This is a genomic window from Levilactobacillus sp. FUA 3915 (assembly GCF_044053135.1).
Taxonomy (GTDB): Bacteria; Bacillota; Bacilli; order Lactobacillales; family Lactobacillaceae; genus Levilactobacillus; species Levilactobacillus lanxiensis.
Window position 1 is genome coordinate 2,231,579 of the sequence record NZ_CP168704.1, and the last position, 24,703, is coordinate 2,256,281.

Annotated in this window: 18 protein-coding genes and 2 pseudogenes; 18 read left to right on the forward strand and 2 right to left on the reverse strand. The window is 47.4% G+C overall.

The window, feature by feature from the left end; translation table 11 throughout:
* The first annotated feature begins 1 nt into the window (after position 1).
* The 8 genes and pseudogenes from ACEPST_RS10380 to ACEPST_RS10415 form a co-directional block, all read left to right on the forward strand.
* Positions 2 to 1,147 carry a CamS family sex pheromone protein gene (locus tag ACEPST_RS10380; protein WP_204121032.1) on the forward strand — a complete coding sequence of 382 codons (1,146 nt, stop codon included), beginning with the start codon at positions 2 to 4 and terminating at the stop codon, positions 1,145 to 1,147.
* 237 nt (positions 1,148 to 1,384) lie between these two features.
* A complete protein-coding gene (gatC, locus tag ACEPST_RS10385; protein WP_125765118.1) occupies positions 1,385 to 1,696 on the forward strand; it encodes an Asp-tRNA(Asn)/Glu-tRNA(Gln) amidotransferase subunit GatC in 312 nt (103 codons plus the stop codon).
* The gene (gatA, locus tag ACEPST_RS10390; protein ID WP_203646301.1) at positions 1,697 to 3,166 is read left to right on the forward strand and encodes an Asp-tRNA(Asn)/Glu-tRNA(Gln) amidotransferase subunit GatA; all 1,470 of its coding nucleotides are present in this window, start codon (positions 1,697 to 1,699) and stop codon (positions 3,164 to 3,166) included.
* Complete coding sequence (gene gatB, locus ACEPST_RS10395; RefSeq protein WP_125765116.1) at positions 3,166 to 4,587, forward strand: Asp-tRNA(Asn)/Glu-tRNA(Gln) amidotransferase subunit GatB; 1,422 nt, start codon at positions 3,166 to 3,168, stop codon at positions 4,585 to 4,587. Before gatA ends, gatB begins: the two co-directional genes overlap by 1 nt.
* 17 nt (positions 4,588 to 4,604) lie before the next feature.
* Positions 4,605 to 5,615 carry a diacylglycerol kinase gene (locus ACEPST_RS10400; protein WP_203646303.1) on the forward strand — a complete coding sequence of 337 codons (1,011 nt, stop codon included), beginning with the start codon at positions 4,605 to 4,607 and terminating at the stop codon, positions 5,613 to 5,615.
* Between the two features lie 74 nt (positions 5,616 to 5,689).
* Positions 5,690 to 7,057 carry a 23S rRNA (uracil(1939)-C(5))-methyltransferase RlmD gene (rlmD, locus tag ACEPST_RS10405; RefSeq protein ID WP_204121031.1) on the forward strand — a complete coding sequence of 456 codons (1,368 nt, stop codon included), beginning with the start codon at positions 5,690 to 5,692 and terminating at the stop codon, positions 7,055 to 7,057.
* A gap of 331 nt (positions 7,058 to 7,388) precedes the next feature.
* Entirely contained in the window at positions 7,389 to 9,296 is a 1,908-nt protein-coding gene (locus tag ACEPST_RS10410) for a site-specific DNA-methyltransferase (protein WP_395390769.1), read from the forward strand.
* A gap of 2 nt (positions 9,297 to 9,298) precedes the next feature.
* Positions 9,299 to 9,598: pseudogene (locus ACEPST_RS10415) on the forward strand (DEAD/DEAH box helicase family protein); the annotation flags it as partial.
* Positions 9,599 to 9,612: 14 nt separating this feature from the next.
* On the opposite strand, the gene ACEPST_RS10420 reads toward ACEPST_RS10415, so the two are convergent.
* Positions 9,613 to 10,506 carry an IS982 family transposase gene (locus ACEPST_RS10420; protein ID WP_204122300.1) on the reverse strand — a complete coding sequence of 298 codons (894 nt, stop codon included), beginning with the start codon at positions 10,504 to 10,506 and terminating at the stop codon, positions 9,613 to 9,615.
* A gap of 120 nt (positions 10,507 to 10,626) precedes the next feature.
* On the opposite strand from ACEPST_RS10420, the pseudogene ACEPST_RS10425 reads away from it, so the two are divergent.
* Both ACEPST_RS10425 and nudC read left to right on the forward strand, forming a co-directional pair.
* Positions 10,627 to 13,301: pseudogene (locus ACEPST_RS10425) on the forward strand (type III restriction-modification system endonuclease); the annotation flags it as partial.
* Positions 13,302 to 13,801: 500 nt separating this feature from the next.
* Positions 13,802 to 14,626: an NAD(+) diphosphatase gene (gene nudC / locus ACEPST_RS10430; protein ID WP_204121029.1), complete on the forward strand. Its 825-nt coding sequence runs from the start codon at positions 13,802 to 13,804 to the stop codon at positions 14,624 to 14,626.
* Positions 14,627 to 14,690: 64 nt separating this feature from the next.
* Here nudC and ACEPST_RS10435 read toward each other — a convergent pair whose 3' ends face one another.
* Positions 14,691 to 15,053, reverse strand: coding sequence for a helix-turn-helix domain-containing protein (locus tag ACEPST_RS10435; RefSeq protein WP_203646309.1), 363 nt, complete (start codon positions 15,051 to 15,053; stop codon positions 14,691 to 14,693).
* A 165-nt stretch (positions 15,054 to 15,218) separates the two neighbouring features.
* Here ACEPST_RS10435 and ACEPST_RS10440 point away from each other — a divergent pair, with 165 nt between their 5' ends.
* The 8 genes from ACEPST_RS10440 to ACEPST_RS10475 all read left to right on the forward strand — a co-directional run bounded on the left by ACEPST_RS10440 (position 15,219) and on the right by ACEPST_RS10475 (position 24,680).
* Entirely contained in the window at positions 15,219 to 15,464 is a 246-nt protein-coding gene (locus tag ACEPST_RS10440; protein WP_125765111.1) for a helix-turn-helix transcriptional regulator, read from the forward strand.
* Positions 15,465 to 15,932: 468 nt separating this feature from the next.
* Entirely contained in the window at positions 15,933 to 16,772 is an 840-nt protein-coding gene (locus tag ACEPST_RS10445; RefSeq protein ID WP_204121028.1) for a hypothetical protein, read from the forward strand.
* Between the two features lie 357 nt (positions 16,773 to 17,129).
* Positions 17,130 to 17,816 (forward strand): deoxyribose-phosphate aldolase, encoded by a 687-nt coding sequence (gene deoC, locus ACEPST_RS10450; protein ID WP_204121027.1) that lies wholly within the window; start codon positions 17,130 to 17,132, stop codon positions 17,814 to 17,816.
* A gap of 31 nt (positions 17,817 to 17,847) precedes the next feature.
* On the forward strand, positions 17,848 to 19,035 hold the full coding sequence (locus ACEPST_RS10455; RefSeq protein ID WP_203646315.1) for a phosphopentomutase: 1,188 nt from the start codon (positions 17,848 to 17,850) through the stop codon (positions 19,033 to 19,035).
* A 31-nt stretch (positions 19,036 to 19,066) separates the two neighbouring features.
* Positions 19,067 to 19,774, forward strand: coding sequence for a purine-nucleoside phosphorylase (gene deoD, locus ACEPST_RS10460; RefSeq protein ID WP_203637417.1), 708 nt, complete (start codon positions 19,067 to 19,069; stop codon positions 19,772 to 19,774).
* A 440-nt stretch (positions 19,775 to 20,214) separates the two neighbouring features.
* Positions 20,215 to 21,171, forward strand: coding sequence for a sugar-binding transcriptional regulator (locus ACEPST_RS10465; RefSeq protein WP_203646317.1), 957 nt, complete (start codon positions 20,215 to 20,217; stop codon positions 21,169 to 21,171).
* A 37-nt stretch (positions 21,172 to 21,208) separates the two neighbouring features.
* Positions 21,209 to 22,507, forward strand: coding sequence for a pyrimidine-nucleoside phosphorylase (locus tag ACEPST_RS10470; protein ID WP_204121026.1), 1,299 nt, complete (start codon positions 21,209 to 21,211; stop codon positions 22,505 to 22,507).
* Positions 22,508 to 23,156: 649 nt separating this feature from the next.
* The gene (locus ACEPST_RS10475; protein ID WP_204121025.1) at positions 23,157 to 24,680 is read left to right on the forward strand and encodes a gamma-glutamylcysteine synthetase; all 1,524 of its coding nucleotides are present in this window, start codon (positions 23,157 to 23,159) and stop codon (positions 24,678 to 24,680) included.
* Positions 24,681 to 24,703 lie beyond the last annotated feature (23 nt).

Genomic DNA, 24,703 nt, shown 5'->3' on the forward strand with positions numbered 1-24,703 from the left:
CGTGAAACGGTTACGAACCTTTATTGCGTTGGCCGCGGTGCCGTTATTTTTGGCCGCGTGTGGCAATTTAAGTAGTTCCAGTATGTCCGGAACTTCCGGCAGCAGTAAGTCCGGGGGAACCCAATTAACGGGACAAAGCAGCGATGGTGATTACGAAGGGGTCATTAAGAGTGGCCACTACCAAACGAGTAAATCGCGTGGGGTGACCAACAGTCAAGACTCCGGGAACACGTACAACCTGAAGAGCTTTGAAAACGGGATGCTGAACGTCTCGAAGAAAGTCTTCTCCACCAAGAAGTATGTTTTCCAAGAAGGCCAGCATCTGACGGCGTCCACCGTTCAGAACTGGTTGGACCGGAAATCTAAGTCGAATGCCACGGGGCTAAATCCCACCAGTAACGGCTCAACGTCGTCTACTGGTCGGAACCCCATCTACATTCAGGCCTTAGAAGAACAAGATTACATGACCCAGAAGAACAACAAGCTGAGTCTGGGCGGGGTCACGATTGGAATCGCGGTCAACTCCGTGGATTATTACAAGAAGACTCAGTACGGCGCCACGTTTGAGACCAAGATCAGCAAGCCGGCTGGTGAAGCTTACGCTAAGAAGGCGGCCAACACCGTCCTCAAGCGGTTGCGGAAGAAGTCAGCCCTGAAGAACGTGCCAATCGTCATTGCGATTTACCGGCAAGCCTCGAACGATAGCTTGGTCGGGGGTGACTTCATTGCCTACTCGAACAACAAGGCGGGCGCCACGAGCGTCTCCAGTTGGACGGCGTTAGGTGAAAAGAATTACGTCTTCCCCGTTGAAAGTGGCGAGAGCAGTCCGAACAGCAACGATGAAAGTTCCTTCTCAAACTTCAAGACGGAAGTGCAAAACTTCTTCCCGAACTTGAGTGGGGTCACCGCTCAGGCCCATTACAATGGGAAATCGCTGACGGGGATGCACGTTAACATTCAAACGCAGTTCTACAGTCAAACGGAAATCATTAGCTTCACACAGTATCTCCAGACGGCTGCGCAAAAGTACCTGCCATCCGGGGTACCGATTGACATTACGGTGTCATCGACTGATGGCGTGCAAAGCTTCTTGAACCGGACCACCGGCTCGAAGAAGTTCACGAGTCACGTCTTTAACAGTTACTAAAAAACAGGTGTCGTTGTCCTGCTCACCACATGATTAGGTGAGGGGATAACGGCCCTTTTTTTGGAATTTAACGTGTTTGCGACCGGCCACGTGAAACTGGTGGCGTTTCCATGGAAGTTTTCTTGTCATAATCTTTGGCGTCCCACGGATATATGGTAGAATGTTAATGTATGTTTACCCTGGGAGTAGTCCGGGGTAAACGGTGAATTGCGGATAAATCAGAAAGAGGGATAATTGATGGCTAATCGAATTAATCGAGAACAAGTTCAACACGTTGCCGGCTTGGCAAAGCTTGAATTTACGGATGCCGAGTTGGACGCGTTTACGCCCCAACTAGACGACATTATCGGTATGTTTGAAACGCTGAGCGAAGTTGATACCGATGGTGTTGACGTGACCAGCAACGTTTCCGACCAAATCAACGTTATGCGTGAGGACGTCGCCGATAACTGGGGACAAAGTGAAGACCTGCTGCACAACGCACCAGACGCAGCTCGTGGCTTCATCAAGGTACCTGCCATCATCGATGAAAGCGAGGATAACGCGTAAATGAATTATTTTGACAAGGATCTCGCTAGTCTACATGCCGACCTGGTTGCCAAGAAGCTTAGCGCTAAGGAATTAACGCAAGCCACCTTCGACAACATCAAGGCAACCGACCCAAAGATCGATGCTTTCTTAAACTTAAACGAAGACGCTGCCTTAGACCAAGCAGCAAAAATTGATGCTGAGGGGATCAACGCCGACCAACCCTTGGCCGGGATTCCCATGGGATTGAAGGATAATATCGTGACCAAGGGCTTGACCACGACGGCCGCTTCCAAGATTTTGGCCAACTTCAAACCCGTCTATGACGCTACGGTCGCTGAAAAGCTGGCTGACGCACAGATGATCAATGTCGGGAAGACCAACCTGGATGAATTTGCCATGGGTGGGTCAACCGAAAACTCTGCCTTCAAGACGACCAAGAATGCCTGGGATCAAACCAAGGTTCCTGGTGGATCTTCAGGTGGTTCTGCGGCCGCTGTTGCCTCAGGCCAAGTGCCCGTTACGTTAGGTTCAGATACCGGTGGATCTATTCGTCAACCCGCTGCTTTCAACGGGATTGTGGGGATGAAGCCAACGTACGGCCGTGTTTCTCGTTGGGGCCTGATTGCCTTTGGGTCTAGCCTGGACCAAATTGGCCCAATGACGCGTGGTGTGAAGGATAACGCCACGGTTTTGAGTGCCATCGCGGGTCATGACGACCACGATTTAACCAGCTCAACGCAGGCTGTGCCTAACTTCGCTGCCGACCTGAATGACGCCACGAGCGTCAAGGGCATGCGGATTGGTTTGCCAAAGGAATTCTTGGCCGAAGGGGTCAACGAAGACGTGAAGGCTGCCATCTTAGCTGCTGCTGACACCTACCGTAAGTTGGGGGCCACGGTCGATGAAGTTTCCTTACCACATAACAAATATGGGGTAGCGGCTTACTACATCATCGCTTCCTCCGAAGCCTCTTCTAACCTACAACGGTTCGATGGGATTCGTTACGGTTACCGGGCTGACGACGTGAAGAACTTGGAAGACGTCTACGTGAAGTCTCGTTCCGAAGGATTTGGCGAAGAAGTTAAGCGTCGAATCATGTTAGGGACGTTCTCCTTATCCGCTGGATTCTACGACGCCTACTTTATCAAGGCTGCCAAGGTCCGGACGGTCATTATCAATGACTTTAAAGCGGTCTTGAAAGACCACGACTTTATCATGGGTCCCGTTGCACCAACCACGGCCTTCGGTATCGGTGATGAAATCAAAGATCCAATCACGATGTACATGAACGATGTCTTGACGATCCCCGTTAACTTAGCCGGGCTCCCAGGACTGTCCTTACCTGCTGGCTTCAGCAACAACTTGCCAGTCGGAATGCAACTCATCGGTCGGCCATTTGACGAAAGCACGCTTTACAAAGCGGGTTACGCCTTCGAACAAAACACTGACTTTCATTTACAAGTACCCACGTTAGGAGGCCAAAACTAATGAACTTTGAAACAACGATTGGGCTGGAAGTCCACATTGAGTTAAAGACCCATTCAAAGATCTTTAGCCCGTCACCAGTTGCCTACGGGGCCGACCCTAACGCCAACACCAACGTCATCGACTGGGGTTACCCAGGGGTCCTGCCAACCACCAACAAGGGCGTCGTTGCCGACGGTATCATTGCCGCCTTAGCCTTACACGCCACGGTGGAACAACACACCCACTTTGACCGGAAGAACTACTTCTACCCTGATAACCCGAAAGCTTACCAAATCACGCAATCCGACAAGCCTATCGGCCATGATGGCTGGGTGGAAGTCGACGTTGATGGTGTGAAGAAGAAAATCGGAATCTCTGAAATGCATATTGAAGAAGATGCCGGGAAGAACACCCATGAACGGGACCACTCCTACGTCGATTTAAACCGGCAAGGGACACCGCTGATTGAAATCGTGTCGAAACCAGACATCGCTTCTCCAGCCGAAGCCTACGCTTACCTGGAAGCCTTGCGCCAACGCATCCAATTCACTGGGATTTCCGATGTGAAGATGGAAGAAGGTTCCATGCGGGTCGACGTCAACATCTCCGTACGGCCAGTTGGTCAGGAGAAGTTCGGGACCAAGACGGAATTGAAGAACTTGAACTCGTTCAACTACGTACAACGCGGGTTGGAATACGAAGAAAAGCGGCAACAACAAGTCTTGATGTCCGGCGGTGCGGTGCAACAAGAAACGCGGCGGTTTGACGAAAAGACTGGCGAGACCATTCTGATGCGGGTCAAGGCCGGCTCAGATGATTACCGTTACTTCCCAGAACCAGATTTACCAGCACTGAACATCAGTGATGACTGGATCAAGGAACTCGACGCTGCCATGCCAGAAATGCCAACGAAGCGGCGTGAACGTTACGTCAACGAGTTAGGCTTGACGGACTACGACGCCATGGTTATCACTCAGACCAAGGAAATGTCTGACTTCTTTGATGCCACGGTTGCCTTAAAGGCTGATCCAAAGATGGCCGCTAACTACCTACAAGGGGACGTTAACGCCTACCTGAACGAGAAGCAAGTCGACTTACAAGCCACCAAGCTGACCCCAGCCAACCTGGCCGGTATGATCAACTTGATTTCTGACGGCACCATTTCTAGCAAGATGGCCAAGAAGGTCTTCAAGGCCATCACGGATGGTGAAGAACCTAAGGCTTACGTGGAAGCTCACGGCCTGGTTCAACTGTCAGATCCAGCGAAGTTACAACCGATCATTGACGATGTGTTGTCGGCTAACCCACAATCCATCGAAGACTTTAACAACGGGAAGAAACGGGCCGTTGGTTTCTTAGTTGGTCAAATCATGAAGCAAACTCATGGTCAAGCCAACCCACAAGTCGTTAACAAATTGTTGATGACGGCATTACAGCAATAGAACATTGGAGGCACATCATGCGTAAACGGGCACGGGTCATTTATAATCCGACTTCAGGACGCGAGGCGTTGAAGAAAGACCTAATCGATATTTTAGCGGTGTTTGAACAGGCAGGGTATGAAACCAGTGCCTACGCCACGACACCCGCACCAAATTCAGCACGCGATGAGGCGACCCGGGCAGCTAAAGCCGGGTTCGAACTCGTTGTGGCAGCCGGGGGCGACGGGACCATCAACCAGGTCGTCAACGGTTTGGCTGGCTTACCTCATCGCCCGAAGATGGCCATTATTCCTGCCGGTACCACGAATGATTATGCCCGGGCGTTACACATCCCACGGGAAGATCCGTTGGCGGCGGCGAAGGTCGTGCTGAAGGACCAAACCATTAAGATGGACATTGGTCAGGCCAGTGATACCTACTTCATTAACATTGCGGGTGGGGGGCTCCTGACCGAGCTGACCTACGACGTGCCATCTAACCTGAAGTCCATCTTCGGTTACCTGGCCTACCTGATGAAGGGGGCAGAACTCTTGCCCCGCATCAAGCCAATCGAGATGGATCTGACCTATGATGGCGGTCATTTCCGGGGGAAGGCATCCATGTTTCTCCTCGCGCTGACCAACTCCATTGGCGGGTTCGAGCAGATTGTGCCCGACGCGGCGTTGGATGATGGTAAATTTACCATGATCATCGTGAAGACGGCCAGCATGCCGGAAATCTTGCGGTTGATGGGCTTAGTCTTAAACGGGGGTAAGCATATCAACGATCCCCACATCATTTACGAGAAGACCAGTAAGGTGATTGCCCGGCCCGTTGAAGACCGGATGATGATCAACCTGGACGGCGAGTATGGTGGGGATGCACCAATGAAGTTCCGCAACCTGCGGCAACACATTGAAATGTATGCCAATCTGGATGATATTCCGGATTCGGCGGTCACTAGTGAATCTCCCGAGTTGCTAGAGGCGGAGCAAAACTTCGTCAAGCAGGTCGAGAGTTTGCCGGAAGACCAGGACACTGATGTCTAGAGAGTAACTGGGAGGGATTTTGCGCGACGAATGAGCAGCAAAATCCCTTTCTCATTAAGGAAATTGAGGTTAATATGAAAACAAAAGCACCAGTAAGTAAAAACGAACGACTTGACGTGACTATCGCCGACCTGACTTATCAGGGGATGGGCGTGGCTAAGGTCGACGACTTCCCACTGTTCATCGAAAACGCCTTACCTGGCGAAGAGATCACCATCCAAGTGACCAAGGTTCAGAGCCATTACGGCTTTGCCCGGGCCATCTCTTGGCAAAAGGAATCCGCTGACCGGGTCAAGGACGTGGACAAGACCTACCGTCAAACCGGTATTGCTCCCTTACAACATTTGGCTTACCCAGCCCAACTGACCTTCAAGCAACACCAAATCAAAGAACTCTTCAGTAAGGCCCACCAAGACGTTGAGGTTGCTGAGACACTGGGCATGGCTAACCCCACCCAGTACCGGAACAAGGCGCAAGTCCCTGTTCGCATGATCAAGGGCCAGTTGGAGACCGGTTTCTATCGCCAACACAGTCATGAATTGATTCCGTTGACGGACTTCTACATTCAAGACCCAGCTATCGACGACGCCATTGTGAAGGTTCGCGACCTCCTGCGTCAATTTGAAATTCCTGCTTACAACGAAATCAGTGACAAGGGTGTTATCCGTAACATCATGGTCCGTCGCGGCTACTACAGCCATGAGATGATGATTGTGTTGATTAGTCGTCAACAAAAGCTGCCTAGTCAGGACCAACTGGTTGACCAAATTCACAAGGCCTTGCCTGAAGTTACCAGCATCGTCTTGAACGTGAACGCCAAGAAGACCAACGTGATCATGGGGAATGTGACCCGGACGTTGTATGGCAAGCCAACCATCGAAGACACTTTGATGGGTCTGACCTTCGCCATTTCTGCGCGGTCATTCTACCAAGTGAACCCGCAACAGACTGAAAAGCTGTACCAAATGGCCATCGATAAAGCGGGCTTGACCGGGACCGAGACCGTCATCGATGCTTACTGTGGTATCGGGACGATTTCCTTGGCCTTGGCTAAGCACGCCAAGCAAGTCTACGGGGTCGACATCGTGCCCGAAGCTATTGAAGACGCTAAGGTCAACGCCCAAAAGAATCATTTGACTAACGTGGACTTCTTCGTGGATAAGGCTGAAGACCAAATGATTCAGTGGCAAGCATCCGGCATCAAGCCCGACGTTGTCGTGGTTGATCCCCCACGTAAGGGCCTGGCCGAAACCTTGATTGCCTCCACTGCCAAGATGGGTCCTAAGAAGATCGTCTACGTCAGCTGTAACCCAGCAACGCTGGTCCGTGACGTGGCCCGGTTCCAAGAACTCGGTTATGAAATCGACGGGCCAATTCAACCCGTTGACCAATTCCCACAAACACCACACGTTGAATCTGTGACCGTGCTGGTTAAGAAGTAATTAAAAACCATTCCGGTTCCGGAATGGTTTTTAATTATCAGTAATGCTCTCAACTTATGTGGGGTTATGCTATTCTTTAAAGTGGTTCATTAGTGGAGGATTGCTAAAGTCAGATGAATGTAAAAATGTACGCAAATAAAGTATACTTGTAGGTTCCAGTTGGATTGTCTACACTTTATATTTTGGATGTATAATTAACCTGAATGTGATAAGGTTTGGTTTTATGCTTCTTCTAGTTCAGATGAAATTAAAGGATTTATTGAAGTAAATCGTGTCGTCTGAGGTTGGTATTGAAGAGTGTCATCATCTAATAACGAAAGAGGAATATTAAATGAAGACTGATAATGAAAAATATAATTTCCAAGTAACTTCGGCAACATCATTAATTCAGAAGTTGAAAGAAAATTTACCAGAGTTCTTTTCTAAAGACGGACGATTTGATTTGGAAAAATTGTCTAATCAATTAAAAGAGCAAAACGTTGATGAATTGAGAGACGGATATCAATTAAGCTTTATTGGAAAAGATTACGCGCGCCGCCAAGTTGGTGAGAGACCAACGAGTGTGGTTGTGCCTAATAAGGAATGGAATAGCAATGAGGGGGAATTAAGTGAAAACTTGTTTTTCACAGGTGATAATTTGGAAGTATTACGTCATTTGCAAAACGCATATTCGAATAGTATTGATGTAATTTACATTGACCCTCCTTACAATACAGGAAGTGATGAGTTTGCATACCCAGATACTTTCGAATATACAGATGATAAATTGATTAGCATGTTTGGTTTAGATGATGACTCGCTAACTCGGTTAAAAAGTATTCAAGGAAAAGCGAGTCATTCGGCGTGGTTGACATTCATGTACCCTAGGTTAATGCTTGCGAAAAGACTATTGAGTACTGAGGGTGTTATGTTTGTTTCTATTGATGACAATGAAGCTGCGGATTTAAGATTATTAATGAATGATATTTTTGGTGAAGCAAATTTCGTTATGCAAATTTCTTGGAGAAGAACAGATAATCAGCCCAATATTGGTCGTGTTGCAAAGGTAAAAGAATATATATTAATGTATGCAAAAAATATATCTGCAAGTAATATTGGAACAGTTCCTTTGTCTACTAAGGCGTTAAATGAATATAGATATTCAGATGATAAAGGGAAATTTAGAAGAGGAATATTGTTGGATAAAACTAGAGGAAGGTTTAATTACCCTTTGAAGACTCAAAGTGGAAAGGTAATAAATGGACCTTGGAAGATTTCAAAAGAAGATTTTAAAGCATTGGAAGAAAAGAATCTTGTGTATTGGACTAAGAGTGGACTAGAGTTGCCCTATAAGAAAACTTATCTAAAGGATTCTAACGGTGTTATTCCAAATGATTTTTGGGGCATAGAGGTTGGAACTAACCAAAGGGCGAGTGCTGAATTAATGAGCCTAATGGGAAAGAGGTATTTTGCATTTCCTAAACCAACAAGCTTGATTAAACAGGTTCTCCGGCTGTCAGCAAATAAGGATGCTGTAGTGATGGACTTTTTTGCAGGATCTGGTACGACTGCAGATGCTGTTATGCAGCTAAACTCTGAAGATGGGGGGCATAGAAAGTTCATTATGGTACAACAAGCAGAAAAAACTTTCGAAATTGATAAAGAGAGTGGTAAACAAGTGCCGACTAAAGGGGGCAGAATTGCGTACAAAGATGGGTACCTGACTGTTGATCAAATCAGTCGTGATCGTATTTATTTGGCAGCAAAAAAAATAAATGAAAATACTGAAACTGTCGTTGGAAAGTCAGATAATAGTTTCAAACATTATAGTGTAATACATCCCAGTAAGCATGCTCTGGAAAATATAGATGACTTCGATCCTAAAAGCATTAACTTATTTACTAATATGGTTAATTCGTTTTCCAGTGAAAGTTTATCAGTTTCAGGGGGGGCAAGTGGTGAACAAGTAATTATGGCTACGTGGTTACTTCAGGATGGATATTCTCTAAATGCAAATATTACTAAGATCTTCTTTGAGTCGTATGGGGCATACAATATTGAAAAAAGCCGACTGTATCTTATTGCTGAAAATTGGGGGAAAGATGAAACTAAAATTCTTCTTAATCAACTAGGGACACATAAATTAAACATTCAGAGTGTGGTCGTATTTGGGTATTCGTTTAATATAGCAGAACTACGTGAGTTGGAGAATGGATTAAAACAGCTTGATAGAAGTGTTAGCTTGATTAGGAGGTATTAACGGTGAAAATTAAGCTTGAGAGTCTGCAGCATCAACTAGATGCTTTAAGAGCAATCAATGACAACTTTTATGGGGTTGATGCATCAAATAATTCATCAAGTGCTGGGGACCTATTTTCTAATCCATTGTTGGTGAATAGATACAATGATGATGCAAATATAGACATAAAGATGGAGACGGGAACTGGAAAGACATATGTATACACTAGAATGATGTATGAACTCCATCAAAAGTATGGACTCTTCAAATTTGTCATTGCAGTTCCAAGTCCGAGCATTAAAGAAGGAACTAGAAGTTTTATAGATAACGCGTAGTGCTAGTCTATTCGCAATCCACTTCGGCCACGAACCAGATTACTATGAACTTTGAGTGTATTCCACAAGAACAGTGCTGCTAATCGGCTGCCTAAGCCGATTAGCGTACCGGTTCCTGGATGTTCAAAGTGGCCTACCGTATTGAGATTATTAAAACCAGTCTCAATGTGGCGCCGTTGATTCTTTAAAAACGAAGAGTTAACGTGGCCTGAGTCACGCATGTTCTTTCGTAGTGGGAACCAGAAGTTGATTCCTTGCGTTTTCAGCCGTTGCTGAAGGGGACGGCTAAGATAGCCGCCGTCCGCTAGAACCTGACGTGCTGGGACTTCTCGCAATAATTCTTCGACTGGCTTTCGATCATCAACGTTGGCCGCTGTTAGTTCCCAGTTCACGAAATATCCATTATTATCCATGACCGCGTGTAGTTTGAATCCGTAATAATATAACTGTTTGGTGGCGTTAAAACCTTTATCGGCAACACCTCGTAAGACCCTAGCTTGATTACTACGCCTTGCTGAGACTAAAGTGATTGGTGCACTATCAATGATTTCATAGGTAGTGCTGTGACGATATTGCTTCAATAATTGCCAGCGAATCAGCTTCATTATTTGAAGAAGATTTCGGCACCGGCGGTTGTAACGGCTACGTTCTGGGACGATAATTCCTGCTGCCATCAAAGTTTGGTGGAAGTGCGTTTCTGATGGGTCCCGTAAGTCTATTCGCGTAAGCATGCAGGCGATAATAGTGATATCACTGACTTTTAGCTGTTTGTAATTTTGACGGAAACGAATATATTTTGGCAAAAGTTGGTAAACAGGTGTGATAATTTTGATGAATTTCTGGATAGTCTCTTGAATTAAATTGAATTTTGGGATAGTTTTAAGGAGGCCTTGCATTTACGGTTCTTCTTTCTGGTTTAGTCACCTTAGAAGCTACCGCAAATGCGGGCTTTTTGCATACTATTTGATTTGATTCAAGATTCTATCCAATAAATATTACATGACTAGCACTACGCGTTAGATAGCGATTATGCTCGACAGCATTTTAGCGAATTTTATGAAAATACGAAAATTGAGTTAAACGTGATTAATTCTGGAGACTTCCGTTCTCAATCTGGTCGAAGAAATTTTCCTGTTCAGCTATCAGAGTTTGTTGAATCGACCAGACAAAATATTAACCAGATTGAAGTCTTATTGGTTAATGCAGGAATGCTCCATTCCAAGTCTATGTCTAGGGATGACTATGACCAAACGCTGCTTGGTGGGGAAACATCTCCGATTAAAGCGATTGCAGCAACACGTCCAGTTGTAATTATAGATGAACCCCATCGTTTTCCCAGAGGAAAAAAATTCTATGAGGATATTGAGGCAATGAAGCCACAGCGGATTGTACGATTTGGTGCCACCTTTCCTGAAGTTGTAAGTGGACGTGGTCAGAATAGGCTTATCAAGTCAGATTACTATCGTGGTGAGCCACAGTTTGATTTAAATGCAGTGGAGAGCTTTAATCAGGGCTTGGTTAAGGGAATAGATGTTGACTATCCGGATATGACTGATAAACAAGCCAGTAATTTGTACAAGGTTAAGAGTGTAAGGGCTAAGGAACTAGTACTTACGGAAAAAGGTAATGACCACACAGTTGGTGTTGGTGAAAATTTAGCTGCCGTAGATGAAGATTTTTCTGGAAATATTACCTATGATGGTGGACCGCAGCATGAGCTTTCTAATGGGCTTAGCTTGTCTAAAGATATGAAGCTTATACCAGGAACATTTTCGGAGTCATATCAAGATGAAATCATTTCTGAAGCATTAGATAGACACTTTGATGCTGAACAGAAAAATTTTATGAGAACTGGATCTGAAGAAAATTCTCCTAAGATCAAGACATTAACATTTTTTTTATCGATAGCATAAGTAGCTTTCGAGGAGAGGGAAAAGGTAAAGGGTGGTTAGCCGAACACTTCGAAAAGCTTCTCTCAAGCAAGTTGAACGCACTAATTAAAGTTTTCGAGAACCCAAAAGGTAAGCGTGAGTCGGAGTATAGAGAGTTTTTGAAAGCAACTTTAAGGAGCTTGAAGTCAAGACATCAGGATGTCTATGCAGGCTATTTTAGCGAGGATCGTGGTAGTTCTGATAAAGATGTAGAAGCCGAAGTTGATGACATTCTTAGAAATAAAGAAAAACTATTGAGTTTTAGGGATGAAAATGGAAGCTGGATTACACGGAGATTCTTGTTTTCTAAGTGGACTCTGAGAGAGGGATGGGATAATCCTAATGTCTTCGTTATAGCTAAGCTTAGGACGTCAGGATCTGAAATAAGTAAGATTCAGGAGGTTGGTCGAGGGCTTCGATTGCCAGTTGATGAGACTGGCCATCGAGTGGGACAAAACGAATGGGCCAGTCGTCTTTCATTCTTGGTTGGTTATGATGAGCAGGAGTTTGCTGAAAAACTAGTAGGTGAAATTAATGATGATACGAACGTTAAGATCAGTACGACAATGCTTACTGATTCAATGATAGACGCTCTTATTAAAAACACGATGAGGGGGGGGAAGAAACTTACTTCAGCTGATCTAGTAAATGATTTGGGGAGTCGTGGAGTTATAGATTTTTCTCATAGGTTTACGAATGAAGCTGTGGTAAATGGGGTTAAAATGCCTGGATATGATGCGTTTGTGCATCTTTATCCAGAGGCCACTCAGAATGTACAACTTGCTTCAGGTCACGTACGTGATGTGAAAAAAAACAAGGAAAACATACGAATTAGACTTGTGAAACCAAATTGGAATCAATTAAGAAATTTGTGGCTCCAGTTATCGCATCGCCAAATGGTAGTTTACGACGAAGATGTTAATAAAAAGGCGGAAATCATTGCGAAGAAGTTGTTTAAAAACAAAGACCTTTTTGTTTATAAACGTCCACAAATTATTCATAAAGAGATTAAGATGGCCGAACGAGCTAGTTTAGCTGAAACTAGTTATGATTATATCAGTAAATATGTCACCATGAGTTATGGCACTTTTTTGAAACAACTCACTACTGGGACAGGGCTCCCAGTGAACTTGTTGAATAATTTAATGGTTGAGGCGATGGACAAGTATCTACACGGTGATACTAACTTGATTAATGACGATACATTGCAGAACTTAATCAAAGAATTTAATAGACAATTTAGCAGTGTGATAATTGAACACTATCATTATGAAAAGTTGACTTTTGGAGCATCAACATCAATTTTTGATTTTCAGAAAAATGATTTTGTTGATTCAGTACCAGCCAACATCTTAGGTGTATATTCCTCAGATGCAATTGACGATCCTAAGTATCTTTATGAGCGTCCACCATTGCGGTTCGATAGTACCAATCCTGAATTGCAATTACTTAAGAGAACATATGGGAATGAGGTCAAAGTGTTTGGTAAGTTACCTAAACAGGCTATTAAGATTCCGCGGTACGATTTTGGAACTACAACTCCAGACTTTATTTTCGTAATTAAGCGTAAATCTGGTGATATTGTTTACCTAGTTGTGGAAACGAAGGCCGATAATATGAGATTAGGTGACAAAGAAATTCATTTAATTCAGGAAAAGTACTTTAATACTTTAAAAGAAAAGGGCGTTTATTATCAGATGGCAACGAGTGAAGAGGAAGTCGAACAGAAAATTCGCTGGTTAGGGGAGACGGAAAAGTAAGCATTTGCAGAAACGTAACTTTCAATTGAGAATACTGTGGCCCGGTTCCAAGAACTCGGTTATGAAATCGACGGGCCAATTCAACCCGTTGACCAATTCCCACAAACACCACACGTTGAATCTGTGACCGTGCTGGTTAAGAAGTAAGTTTTTACTGACATCCGCTAACTTAATTGCTGGGGGATGTTTTTTGTGTCCAGTTAACTTTGGCGGAAATATCTGTTTGCTGAATAATTCTGGCCAACAATGACTCAATTTGACCGTTTAAGATGGCTATTAACCGTTTTGGGGGCGGTCGTTTACTTGGTTGGGTATTTAGACCAATTAGGGGAATTGGCCGCTATTTTGGCATTTTTCGCGGGGAAAGGACAAAATAGCGGCAGATGAACAATTGTAAGTATCTATAATTGACTATTGTAAAAACAAGTTAAACGCGTAAAATGAATGCTGATTGAGACACGTGATGACAGGTGTTAGGCATTGAGAAAGTTGGGGAAAAGATGTTTCAAGATATTGGTCCAAAGGTTTTTGACAATCACTATGAGCGCCAGCGAGACCCGCGGGATGGCGATTACGTTGTGATTTATGACAATCGGCAAGTCGTGCTTGCACAGAATCAGCGGTTACCAAACTATCGTGAGGCCGTCAGTCAATGGCAACTTTCGCCGGCGCAGATGACCTATTTGTTTAGCGTCGATGAGACGGGGTTCTACCTGGTTAGTCAGCGGGTTGCCACGACGGCTGCGTACCAGTATCAGCCCGTTGCTAGTTTTCAGAAGTTTGAACCGGCCTGGTTGGGCTTTGCTGGTGCGACGGCCGCGCATCTAGCTTGGTGGTACGAAACCAATCGCTTCTGTGGGCGCTGTGGACATGCCATGCAACCAGACGAGCAGCAACGGGCGCTGACCTGTTCGCACTGTGGCTACCAGATTTTTCCGCGGATTTCGCCAGTGGTGGTTGTGGGGGTGACCAAGGGTGATCAGATTCTACTGACCAAGTATGCGGCTGGGTATAGGCCCTACACCTTGATTTCCGGTTTTGCTGAAATTGGTGAGACGTTGGAGGATGCCGTTCGCCGCGAGGTCCAAGAAGAGGTCGGGCTGCGTGTGCACAATCTCCGTTACTTTGGCAGTCAGCCGTGGGCGTTTTCCGAGTCGTTACTGGTCGGCTTCTTTGCCGAACTTGATGAAGATGTGGCCATTGACCTGGAACGCGACGAGTTGGCCCAGGCCCAGTGGTTCCGTCGTGATGAGATGCCAAGCGATGGGGCCAAGTTCATTTTGGCCTGGGAGATGCGCCAAGCCTTTCGCGATGGTCGCGTGTAATCATTTAGCAGAAACGAAAAACAGCCCTGGCGAGTAAACTGCCGGGGCTGTTTTAACGAAACCGTTACTTAGATAAGTTGTCCAATTGGGCCCTTAATTGTTGCTGGGCGAAAGTTAAGACGGCTTTTTGACGTTCGGGGGACAACTGCGAGAAGATGGCTTCAAAACAGACATCTTTTTCTAACAGGTCATCACCATAACGGGGATCAATTGCGGATTTATGTACGCCTAATGCATCCGCCAGTCGCTGCACATTGCCAGGGCTGGGGGTAGAACGTTGGGCAAAATAGCCCGAAAGCGTCGAGGTCGGAATGTCCGTTTTTTCTGCCAATTCGGCCTGGGTCATGTCCCGACTAGCTGCTTTGAGGTTTTGGGCAATAATCCGCCGAATATTGCGTTCAAATGGAGATAATTCATGGCGGGGCACTACGTTCACTCCTTTGAAATTAATACTGAGGTAAAAATATACTTATTATCGTCATTATAACGAATTGTGACTAGACAAGCAAACAAGAAACTCCTATCAATCAATAATTGACAAAACGAATAAACTCGTTTAATATGTGGAAGTGATTGTAAGGAGGATTCCGTGATGGATAAGCTGCAAATTACACTAGAGGCTGCACGCCACAATGCGGGCTATTCACAAAAAGAGGCGGCGGCCTGTCTAGGTATCCATTACCAAACGTTGGCTGCCTGGGAACGAGATAGCTCAAACTTGGGAATTAAAACCATTGAACGTTTGTCCCAACTTTACCAGATTCCAAAAAACTATCTGTTCTTTGGCAAGAAGGCTGAATTTATTCAAACAATCCGACAACGTGCGGCCAAAGGATAAGTTAAGGGTCATTTATTCAGGGGGGAGTCACCGGGCTGATCCGGTCAATCAAACAGGCTTAATTAATTATCGCGAGGGATAACCCTGGCGATTTTTTTGCGGTAGTAAACTTTTTTGGTGGCTGATGATTGATGACCAAATATTATTGCGTAGGGTTATCCTCCTTTCACAATGGGTGAAGATGATGTGCCTGACAGGGATGAACAATGTGATCACCAACTTAATGCTAGAACAAATGAGTGACTGATTAACTTGGTGTTGAAGTGATAATAGCTGATTTATTCGGGGAAAGCTACTTTAATGCCTAGGCGCCGTAAACTAGTCGTCCCTGAACCATTTATCCCAATGATTATTGACAATCAAAGGTACCGTCGCTAGACTTAAGAAGTTAGGCGGGTTGTCCACTTTCTGGAATGTGGTGGAGAGCACGCAATTTGGCTGTAGATCAGCCAGTAGGGGATGGAATAGTTGAGAAAGAGTGTTTTGGGATTGTTAGTTTTCGGCGGGATAATTGGCGGTGGCCTAGCGCCACAGACGGCCTACGCCGCCAAGAGTTATCAAATGAATTGGATGCATTCGCGAGCGGCTTGCTCATTTCATTTTCGCAAGTCGGGGTACAAGCACTATGCTTATACCTTACATAAAGTTAAACATAACCGTTACCGTTTGAAGCGGGCATATCGTTTAGGAACTAAGAAGAATAAGGTGGTTCATCAGGTTAAAGCCATTTCACTGGGGTACAAGCACCCGACTGAATACGACTATGTGACCTACAAAGGCAAGGGCGTTTGGGTCAATGAAAAATACTTAACCGGTTTTCGAACGAAGAAACGAACCAAGAGCAGGTCCGAGGTCAACAGTCAGGTAACGACGCCATCAACGTCTTCAACCGCAACGACAATGCCAGCAACGACGACCAAATCAACCAAATCAACCACGGCCACCACGACCGCCGGGAGTAAGACTGCGCCGACTGCCACCAACAACGCTAAACTCTACATCAAAGACACCAAGCATCTGTCCTGGCAAGATTGGCTGAGCCTGCCAGATCTAAAGGGCGAGGTCAACGGCTTAACGTTCTATTACGTCGATGATGTGCCTTACGATGAAGACGGTTTCCCTTACGTCACGCAGAGCCTGTTCTCAGTGCCCATGCAGGTCCGCATTATGAAGGACTCCTTCACGCCGGCGGCCTACAAGGCAATCACGGATAAATGGGATACCTACTATGTTAGTGAGAAGCATGCGTTGTTCTGTCCCACCAACACCGAGGTTGGTCAGAAGATTCGGGACAACATGCCAGACTAGTTGGACGTTCCCGGAGAGAAATAGCCGACTAACTGTTAAAAATTTTCCGCAACAAAGTCTAAATTCACCCAGAAATCGACTGGATTTTTAATCCGGCCGATTTTTTTGAAAAAATTTTTTCTAACAAAATGAGGGGCTTTAACGTCCGTCCCATGAACTAATTAATTTCACAAGTAAAAATGAAAACGCTATCAGGACGGGCTTCAATTAAGTAAAACGGTAAACCCGGAAAGTGAAACTTTTCTTGCCTGATTATGCACAAAGGTGCACGCTTTTGAACAGCGGTTCAATTCAGGGGTTTACAAATGTGCAGGAATTGGGTATGCTATTGATGATAAATGAAAGGGGTTTCATATAATGACATTAACGAAAGCACAATTAGCAAAATACATTGACCACACTAACTTAAAGGCAGATGCAACTAAAGACAGCATCAAAGAAACTTGTGACGAAGCCAAGCAATTTAACACGGCTTCCGTCTGCGTAAACTCTTACTGGATTCCGTTCGTTGCTGAGCAATTGAAGGACAGCGACGTTAACCCAATCGCCGTTGTTGGCTTCCCACTCGGTGCCATGGCAACTGATAGCGAAGTCTTCGAAGCTCAAAAGGCTATCGACGACGGTGCCGAAGAAATCGACATGGTCATCAATATTGGTGAATTAAAGTCTGGTAACAATGATGTTGTTGAAGCCGACATCAAGTCATTGGCTGACGCTGTTCACGCCAAGGGTAAGATTTTGAAAGTTATCTTGGAAACCTGCCTGTTATCCAAAGACGAAATTTTGCTTGGCTGCAAGTTAAGCGAAAAGGCCGGCGCAGACTTCGTGAAGACCTCAACTGGTTTCTCAACTGCCGGTGCCAAGGTTGAAGACGTTAAATTGATGCGCGAAACTGTTGGCGACCGCTTAGGCGTTAAGGCTTCTGGTGGCGTTCACAGCTGGGACGAAGCCGTTGAAATGATCGATGCCGGTGCTAGCCGTTTAGGTGTCAGTGCCACGGTGGCTATCTTGACTGGTGCACCAGCCGAAAAGTCCGGTTACTAGAATTTAATTTGTGAAAGCGGGTAAATAAGGTATGAAGTACAAACGTATTTTTGGCTTAGTAATTGACTCAGTTGGTGCCGGGGCCGCTCCCGATGCCGCTAAATATGACGATGAGGGCGCAGATACGCTGGGCCACATCGGCCAGCATTTCGCCGGTAAATTAGCCTTACCAAACATGGCTAAGATTGGCTTATCTAACTTACGCGACACCCCAATCGAAGGGGTTCCCGTTGCAGATAATCCCAAGGCCTACTACGGTAAGATGCGTGAAATCTCAGCCGGCAAGGATTCCATGGATGGCCACTGGGAAATGATGGGCCTGCCAGTTCGGCAAGCACTGAGCACGTTCCCTAACGGCTTCCCAGCCGACATCATCGACAAATTGGAAGCGTTCTCTGGCCGCAAAGTCATTGGTAATCGGCCAGAATCCGGGACCAAGATCATTGCTGAATTAGGGGAACAACAGATGGCCAAGGGTGACTTGATCGTCTACACCTCTGGCGACTCCGTTTTGCAAATTGCTGCGCATGAAGATGTCATTCCTTTGGCAGAACTCTACAAAATCTGTGAGTACGCGCGTTCATTGGTCAACGGCCCAGAATACTTAGTCGGCCGGATCATTGCGCGGCCATACGTTGGCCCTGACAAGGACCACTTTACCCGGACCGCTAACCGGCGTGACTTCACGTTGGAACCAACTGGCGAAACTGACCTGGACCGTTTGCAAAAAGCTGGTGTCCACGTCGTTGCCGTTGGGAAAACCAACGATATCTTCTCCGGTCATGGGATCGACGAAGGCTACCATAACGAAAGCAACATGGACGGGATGGACCACGTCGACCACGTCATGGCAGAAGACTTTACCGGTTTCTGCTTCATTAACTTAGTTGATTTCGATGCCATGTACGGCCACCGGCGGAACCCAGAAGGTTATGGGCAAGCACTGATGGACTTTGACAAGCGCCTCGGCACTGTCTTAGACAACATGCATGACGATGACCTGCTGATGATCACCGCTGACCACGGGAACGACCCAACCTTTAAGGGCTCCGATCACACCCGTGAACAAGTGCCATTGCTGGTTTACTCACCAAGCATCAAGCAAGGTGGGAGCTTAGGTGTTCGTTCACCGTTCTCTGACTTTGGGGCAACGGTCTTGGATAACTTTGGCGTGGCTGGTAACGGTGAAGGCCACAGTTTCTTGGCAGACTTGAAATAGGTAACCACAACCATTTTAGGAGGAACTAATCATGAGTAACCATATTGAAGCTAAAAAGGGCGACATTGCTGACACTGTTTTACTTCCCGGTGACCCATTACGGGCAAAGTACATTGCTGAAACCTTCTTAGAAAACCCAGTTTGCTACAACAAGGTCCGGAACTGCTTCGGCTACACCGGGACTTACAAGGGCAAGCGTATCTCCGTGCAAGGCACTGGGATGGGGATTCCTTCAATTTCCATTTACGCCAACGAACTGATTAGTGAATACGGCGTAAAGACGTTGTTCCGGGTAGGGACTTCCGGTGGGATGAGCCCAGACGTTCACGTCCGCGACGTGGTCTTGGCTCAATCCGCTTCAACGGATTCTTCCATTATCCAAAACACCTTTGGCCCAGGCATGTACTACACCCCAATCAGTGACTTCGGTCTGTTGGACACCGCTTACCACGTGGCCCAAGACTTGAAGATTCCGGTTCGGGTCGGGAACATCTTGGCTGAAGATCGGTTCTACAACGACGAAATGGATCGGCAAAAGCTGATTGATTACGGTGTGATTGCCACTGAAATGGAATCAACGGCGCTCTTCCTGTTAGCTGCGAAGTACCACGTTCGTGCACTCTCCGTCTTGACCATCAGTAACCACTTGATTACCGGTGAATCAACGACGCCAGAAGAACGGGAAAAGTCCTTCAACGATATGATTAAGGTTGCTTTAGACACAGCCGTTAAAGCGTAATGAAGTGGCGGGTGCGGACTAAAGAGACGCACCCGCCTTTTCTATCAGGTAATGAACCAGAGGGTGAATAACTAAGTGACTGTTAGGACTACCCTGGTGAAGATAGTTTGGACAGTTATGGTAGTTATGAAGTAAACATCATCTGGTTAATTAGAAGAAATATCAGTGCCGGGACCGTGGTGCTTGGAACCGAAGGCTGATAGGAACGGAGCGCCTGTGTCGGTGGTGTTAGGCCGGTGATTTTCCGACCTTACTCCACGGGTCGCGTTTGAAGATTTGCGGTTTTGGCAAAGCTTCGAACCGCCCCTGAAGACCGTACTTTGGCTTCAGGGGGTTGCCCCACAGGCCGGTAGTTCCTATTCAGCCGCAGGTGGAAAGCCCACGGTCCCAGGGCACGGAACATTTAGAATAAATAACCAATAATGAGGAGGAAACGGGGAATGGCAGAGACGACCGAACAGCGATTGGCCCAAGGGTTAACCGTTGCCAAGATGTATTACCAAGCTGATCAGAGTCAAAGTCAGATTGCCCAACAGCTGGGGATTTCCCGGCCGACGGTTTCCCGGCTCCTTCAGTTTGCTAGAGAACAAGGATTAGTGCGGATTCAAATCGTGGACCCCGTGCAGGACGTGCAGACGCTGGAAGACGCGTTGAGCGCAGCCTATCACGTGGAGGTTCACGTGGTTCCCACGCAGTTGACCGCAACCGGTGACATTTTAAACGCGGTGGGGTCGTATGCCGCCCGCTATCTCGAAGATATTGTGCAGGAACACGATGTTATTGGGATTGGCTGGGGCAAGACCATCTACGCTATTGGCTCCAATTTACAACCCGATACCCTGACTGGGGTGGAGGTCATTCAACTTAAGGGGAGTGTGAGTTACTCCACTGAGCACACCTACGCTTACGAAAGCATCGACGCCTTTGCCAATGCTTTTCACGCGGTGCCCCAGTACTTACCACTGCCCGTCATCTTCGACCACCAGCAAACTAAGGAATTGGTGGAGAAGGAACGGCATATTCAGTATCTACTTGAGTTGGGCGAGAAAGCCAATATCGCGATTTATTCCGTCGGGACGGTTCGCAACAATGCGCTGGTCTTTCAGCTAGGGTATCTGCAGGAGCCTGAAAAGGAGTCCTTGCAGGCCCATGCGGTGGGGGATATCTTCTCCCGCTACATTGATGAAAATGGTGAAATCGTTAATCCACAGCTGAATGAACGGACTATTGGCATTAATTTAGAAAGCTTAAAGCAAAAGGAACACTCAATTCTGGTGGCGGCGGGGGATGCTAAAGTTCCCGCCGTGAAAGCGGCCTTACTGGGCGGCTACCCGAATTGCCTCATTATTGATCAACACGCAGCAGCACAACTACTTAAGGACACGCCGAAACAGTAACGACGTTTATCCCAATTAGAAATGGAGTGGCTGAAACATGAGAATGGTAGATATTATTGATAAGAAACGTAACGGTGGCGAATTAACTAAGGAAGAAATCCAAACCTTCGTTGATGGTGTGGTTTCCGGTGAAATTCCAGATTACCAAACCAGTGCCTTCTTAATGGCAACGTACTTCAACGACATGACCGACGCTGAACGCTCAGAGTTGACCATGGCCATGATGAAGTCTGGGGACCATTTGGACTTATCCAGCATCCCTGGCATTAAAGTCGACAAGCACTCGACCGGTGGTGTGGGTGACAAGACCAGTATTCCATTGGCACCAATCGTTGCCGCATTGGGCATTCCCGTTCCAATGATCTCTGGCCGTGGCCTGGGTCACACGGGTGGCACTTTGGATAAATTGGAAGCGATTCCAGGATACAAAGTTGAAATCAGTGAAGACGAATTTAAGAAGCAAGTGAAGGACCAAGGCTTGGCCATTGTTGGGGCTACTGGAAACATTGCCCCCGCTGACAAGAAGATCTACGCACTGCGGGACGTCACCGACACGGTTGACTCCATTCCGTTGATTGCTAGCTCCATCATGAGCAAGAAGATTGCTTCCGGGACCGACGCCTTAGTGATCGACGTTAAGACCGGTGCGGGTGCCTTCATGAAGACCTTGGACGACTCACGTGAATTGGCCAAAGCCTTAGTGGGTATCGGTAAAGGGGTCGGCATGAACTGCATGGCCATCATTTCCGATATGAACCAACCTTTAGGGAACGCCATTGGGAACGCCTTGGAAATCAAGGAATCCATCGACCTCTTAAAGGGCCAAGCACCAGCCGACATTACCGACTTAGTCTTGACCTTAGGTTCTCACATGGTTGTCATGTCTGGGAAGGCTGACGACTTGAAGACGGCCCGGGCAATGTGTGAAAAGACCATCGAAGACGGCTCCGCATTGAAGAAGTTCGGCGACATGATCGAAGCCCAAGGTGGCGACCGGAGTGTCATCGAACATCCAGAAATCATGCCACAAGCCAAGTACAAGATCGACTTGCCAGCCAAGTCTGATGGGGTTGTCAGCAAGGTTGAAGCCGATGAAATGGGTATCGCCGGGATGTTACTCGGTGGTGGCCGGCAAAAGGCTGATGACAAGCTGGACTACGCGGTGGGTATCATGATGAACAAGAAGATTGGTGACGCCGTTAAGACTGGCGACACGCTCTTGACCATCTACAGTAACCGTGAAGATGTTGCTGACATCAAGGACATGCTTTACAAGAATATTGAAATTAGCGATTCAGCGGAACCAATTACGCTGATTCACGAAACGGTTCGGTAGTCAGAACCGTGCTTCATCTCCTCGAGCCAGTCGGCGTTCCTTGCCGGCTGGCTCTTTTTGTCGTTGGGGTCCGCTCCCGGCGGCGGTCTTCGCTACCGCTGCTGTGGGGAACGACTGCGGCCTGAGAAGCGGTCCTTCGTCTCGCCTGGAAACCTCGCCAAGGGCGCGAGTTTCCCAGGTCGTCCCGTGGTGTAAGGCCGAGAAAGACACTCGGCCTAACAACACCGACACAGCTGCGTCCGCGAAACCGCCTCTGGTCGCTAACAACGGCTGAAAGAGCCAGCTGGCAAGGGTGCCGTGTGGCTGGTGGGGGATGTAGGAGTTTCTGCCTATCGTGGTTGGTGGCCTTGGAAATGGTACCAACTTTACGTGGGTGACTGTGAGGAACGTCTACGGCCTGAGAAGCGGCCCTGGCGAGGTTTCAAATCGAGGTGGAAGCCCGCCCCATAGGCTGGAACCGGCCCCACAGCAGGGCTCCTTGAGCCCACCGCCGGGAACGAACGGACAACACGTATTTTCATCATCCCGGTGGATGGGTTACTCACTAAATTTTTTTGAAAAAAGTTAGCCAATATCAGTGACACGGGCCCCATTTTTGTTTACACTTTAGGTTAAATCAGTCATCTTAAGGTTAGGGGATGTTACCGCCATGCTGGACAACTTATTAGCGGTTATTCGCGAAGAAAACTTATCAGAACAGCTTTATCACAGCCTAGTGGGGCTAGAGATTGAAGAGCAGCGAATCGACCAGCATGGCCGGTTGAGCCGTCGCCCACACCCTAGCCAACTTGGGTCCCGGACTTTTCATCCGTATTTTCAAACGGACTTCACCGAAAGTCAGTTGGAGGTCATTACCGACCCCAACCCCAATATCGGGGGTACGTTGGACCAACTCGATACGTTGCAAACGGTAGCGTACCGCTCACTGGAGGGCGACGACCGCATCTGGCCGCTGAGCATGCCGCCGGTGGTGGACGACACGGATCTGCAGTTTATCGCGGATCACTTTGACCGGCCGGCGATTCGCCCATACCGGGAGTATTTGGTCAAAAAGTACGGCCTGCAGCACGGCTGTTTGACCGGCGTTCACGTCAACTACAGCTTGCCGGACCCCGTCATTCATCGCTTGTACAGCCATTACACCACCGAATTCAGTTCGCTGGTTGCCTTTAAAAATGCCTTGTACTTCCGGGTGGCCCAAAACTTTGTGCGCTACCAGTGGTTACTGACCTACCTATTTGGGGCTAGTCCCATCGCGGAAAAGGGGTTCTTTGAGACCGTTCCGGCAGACCTGCAGGAACCCGTCCGCAGTATTCGTAACAGTCCTTACGGCTTCGTCAACTTCCCACAGGAACAGGTGACCTACGCCTCACTGACGGCGCATTTAACGCAATTACAGGACCGAATCGACGAGGGGACCTACTTCTCCGCGCATGAATTCTACGGGCCGGTGCGGCTCAAGGGACGGGCCAACGCGCGTGACTTCTTGACCGGGGGTATCCAATACCTGGAACTCAGAGACTTTGACAACACGCCGTTCACGCCCAACGGGGTCAGTCGCCACGCCATGTACTTCCTGAAGATTTTCATGTTGTACCTGCTGACCCAACCGGAACCAGAAAATCTGGCAGAAACGCTGACGGCCGCGCGGACCAAGAACCAGACGGTCGCGTTGGAGAACCCCCTGACGGCCACGCAATATCAACTGGAAGGGGAGCAGATCTTCCACGAAATGCGGGAGATGGCGCAGTCCTTACAGACGCACATCGAGCAGTGGGATATCATCGACGACCTGGAGGAAGTCCTGACGCATCCCGAGTTAACGCCAGCAGCCAAGTTGTTGGCGCACGTTGAAGACGGCAGCCTGATGAAATTTGGGCAGGCCGTGGCGCGGAAGTGGTATCACGACCGCATCAACACGCCAGCGCTGTTGCCACAGCTTCAGCAGCTGTCTGATCACGCACAACGATTTGTGATGACCGCCTTACAAGCCGGCATCCGCTTCTACCAGGTGCGTGACGAGAACGGTGCCGACCTCCTGATGTTTACCTTTGATGGCATCACTCAGGTGTTGGAGGACCGGGATACCCGCGTGCCCGACGCCGAGGCTCGGTTACGCCAGCTTTTCCCTGATTTACCGGCGTTACCAGCGCCCTTACATTACGAAAACTAACGAAAAATGGCTCACACAAGCGC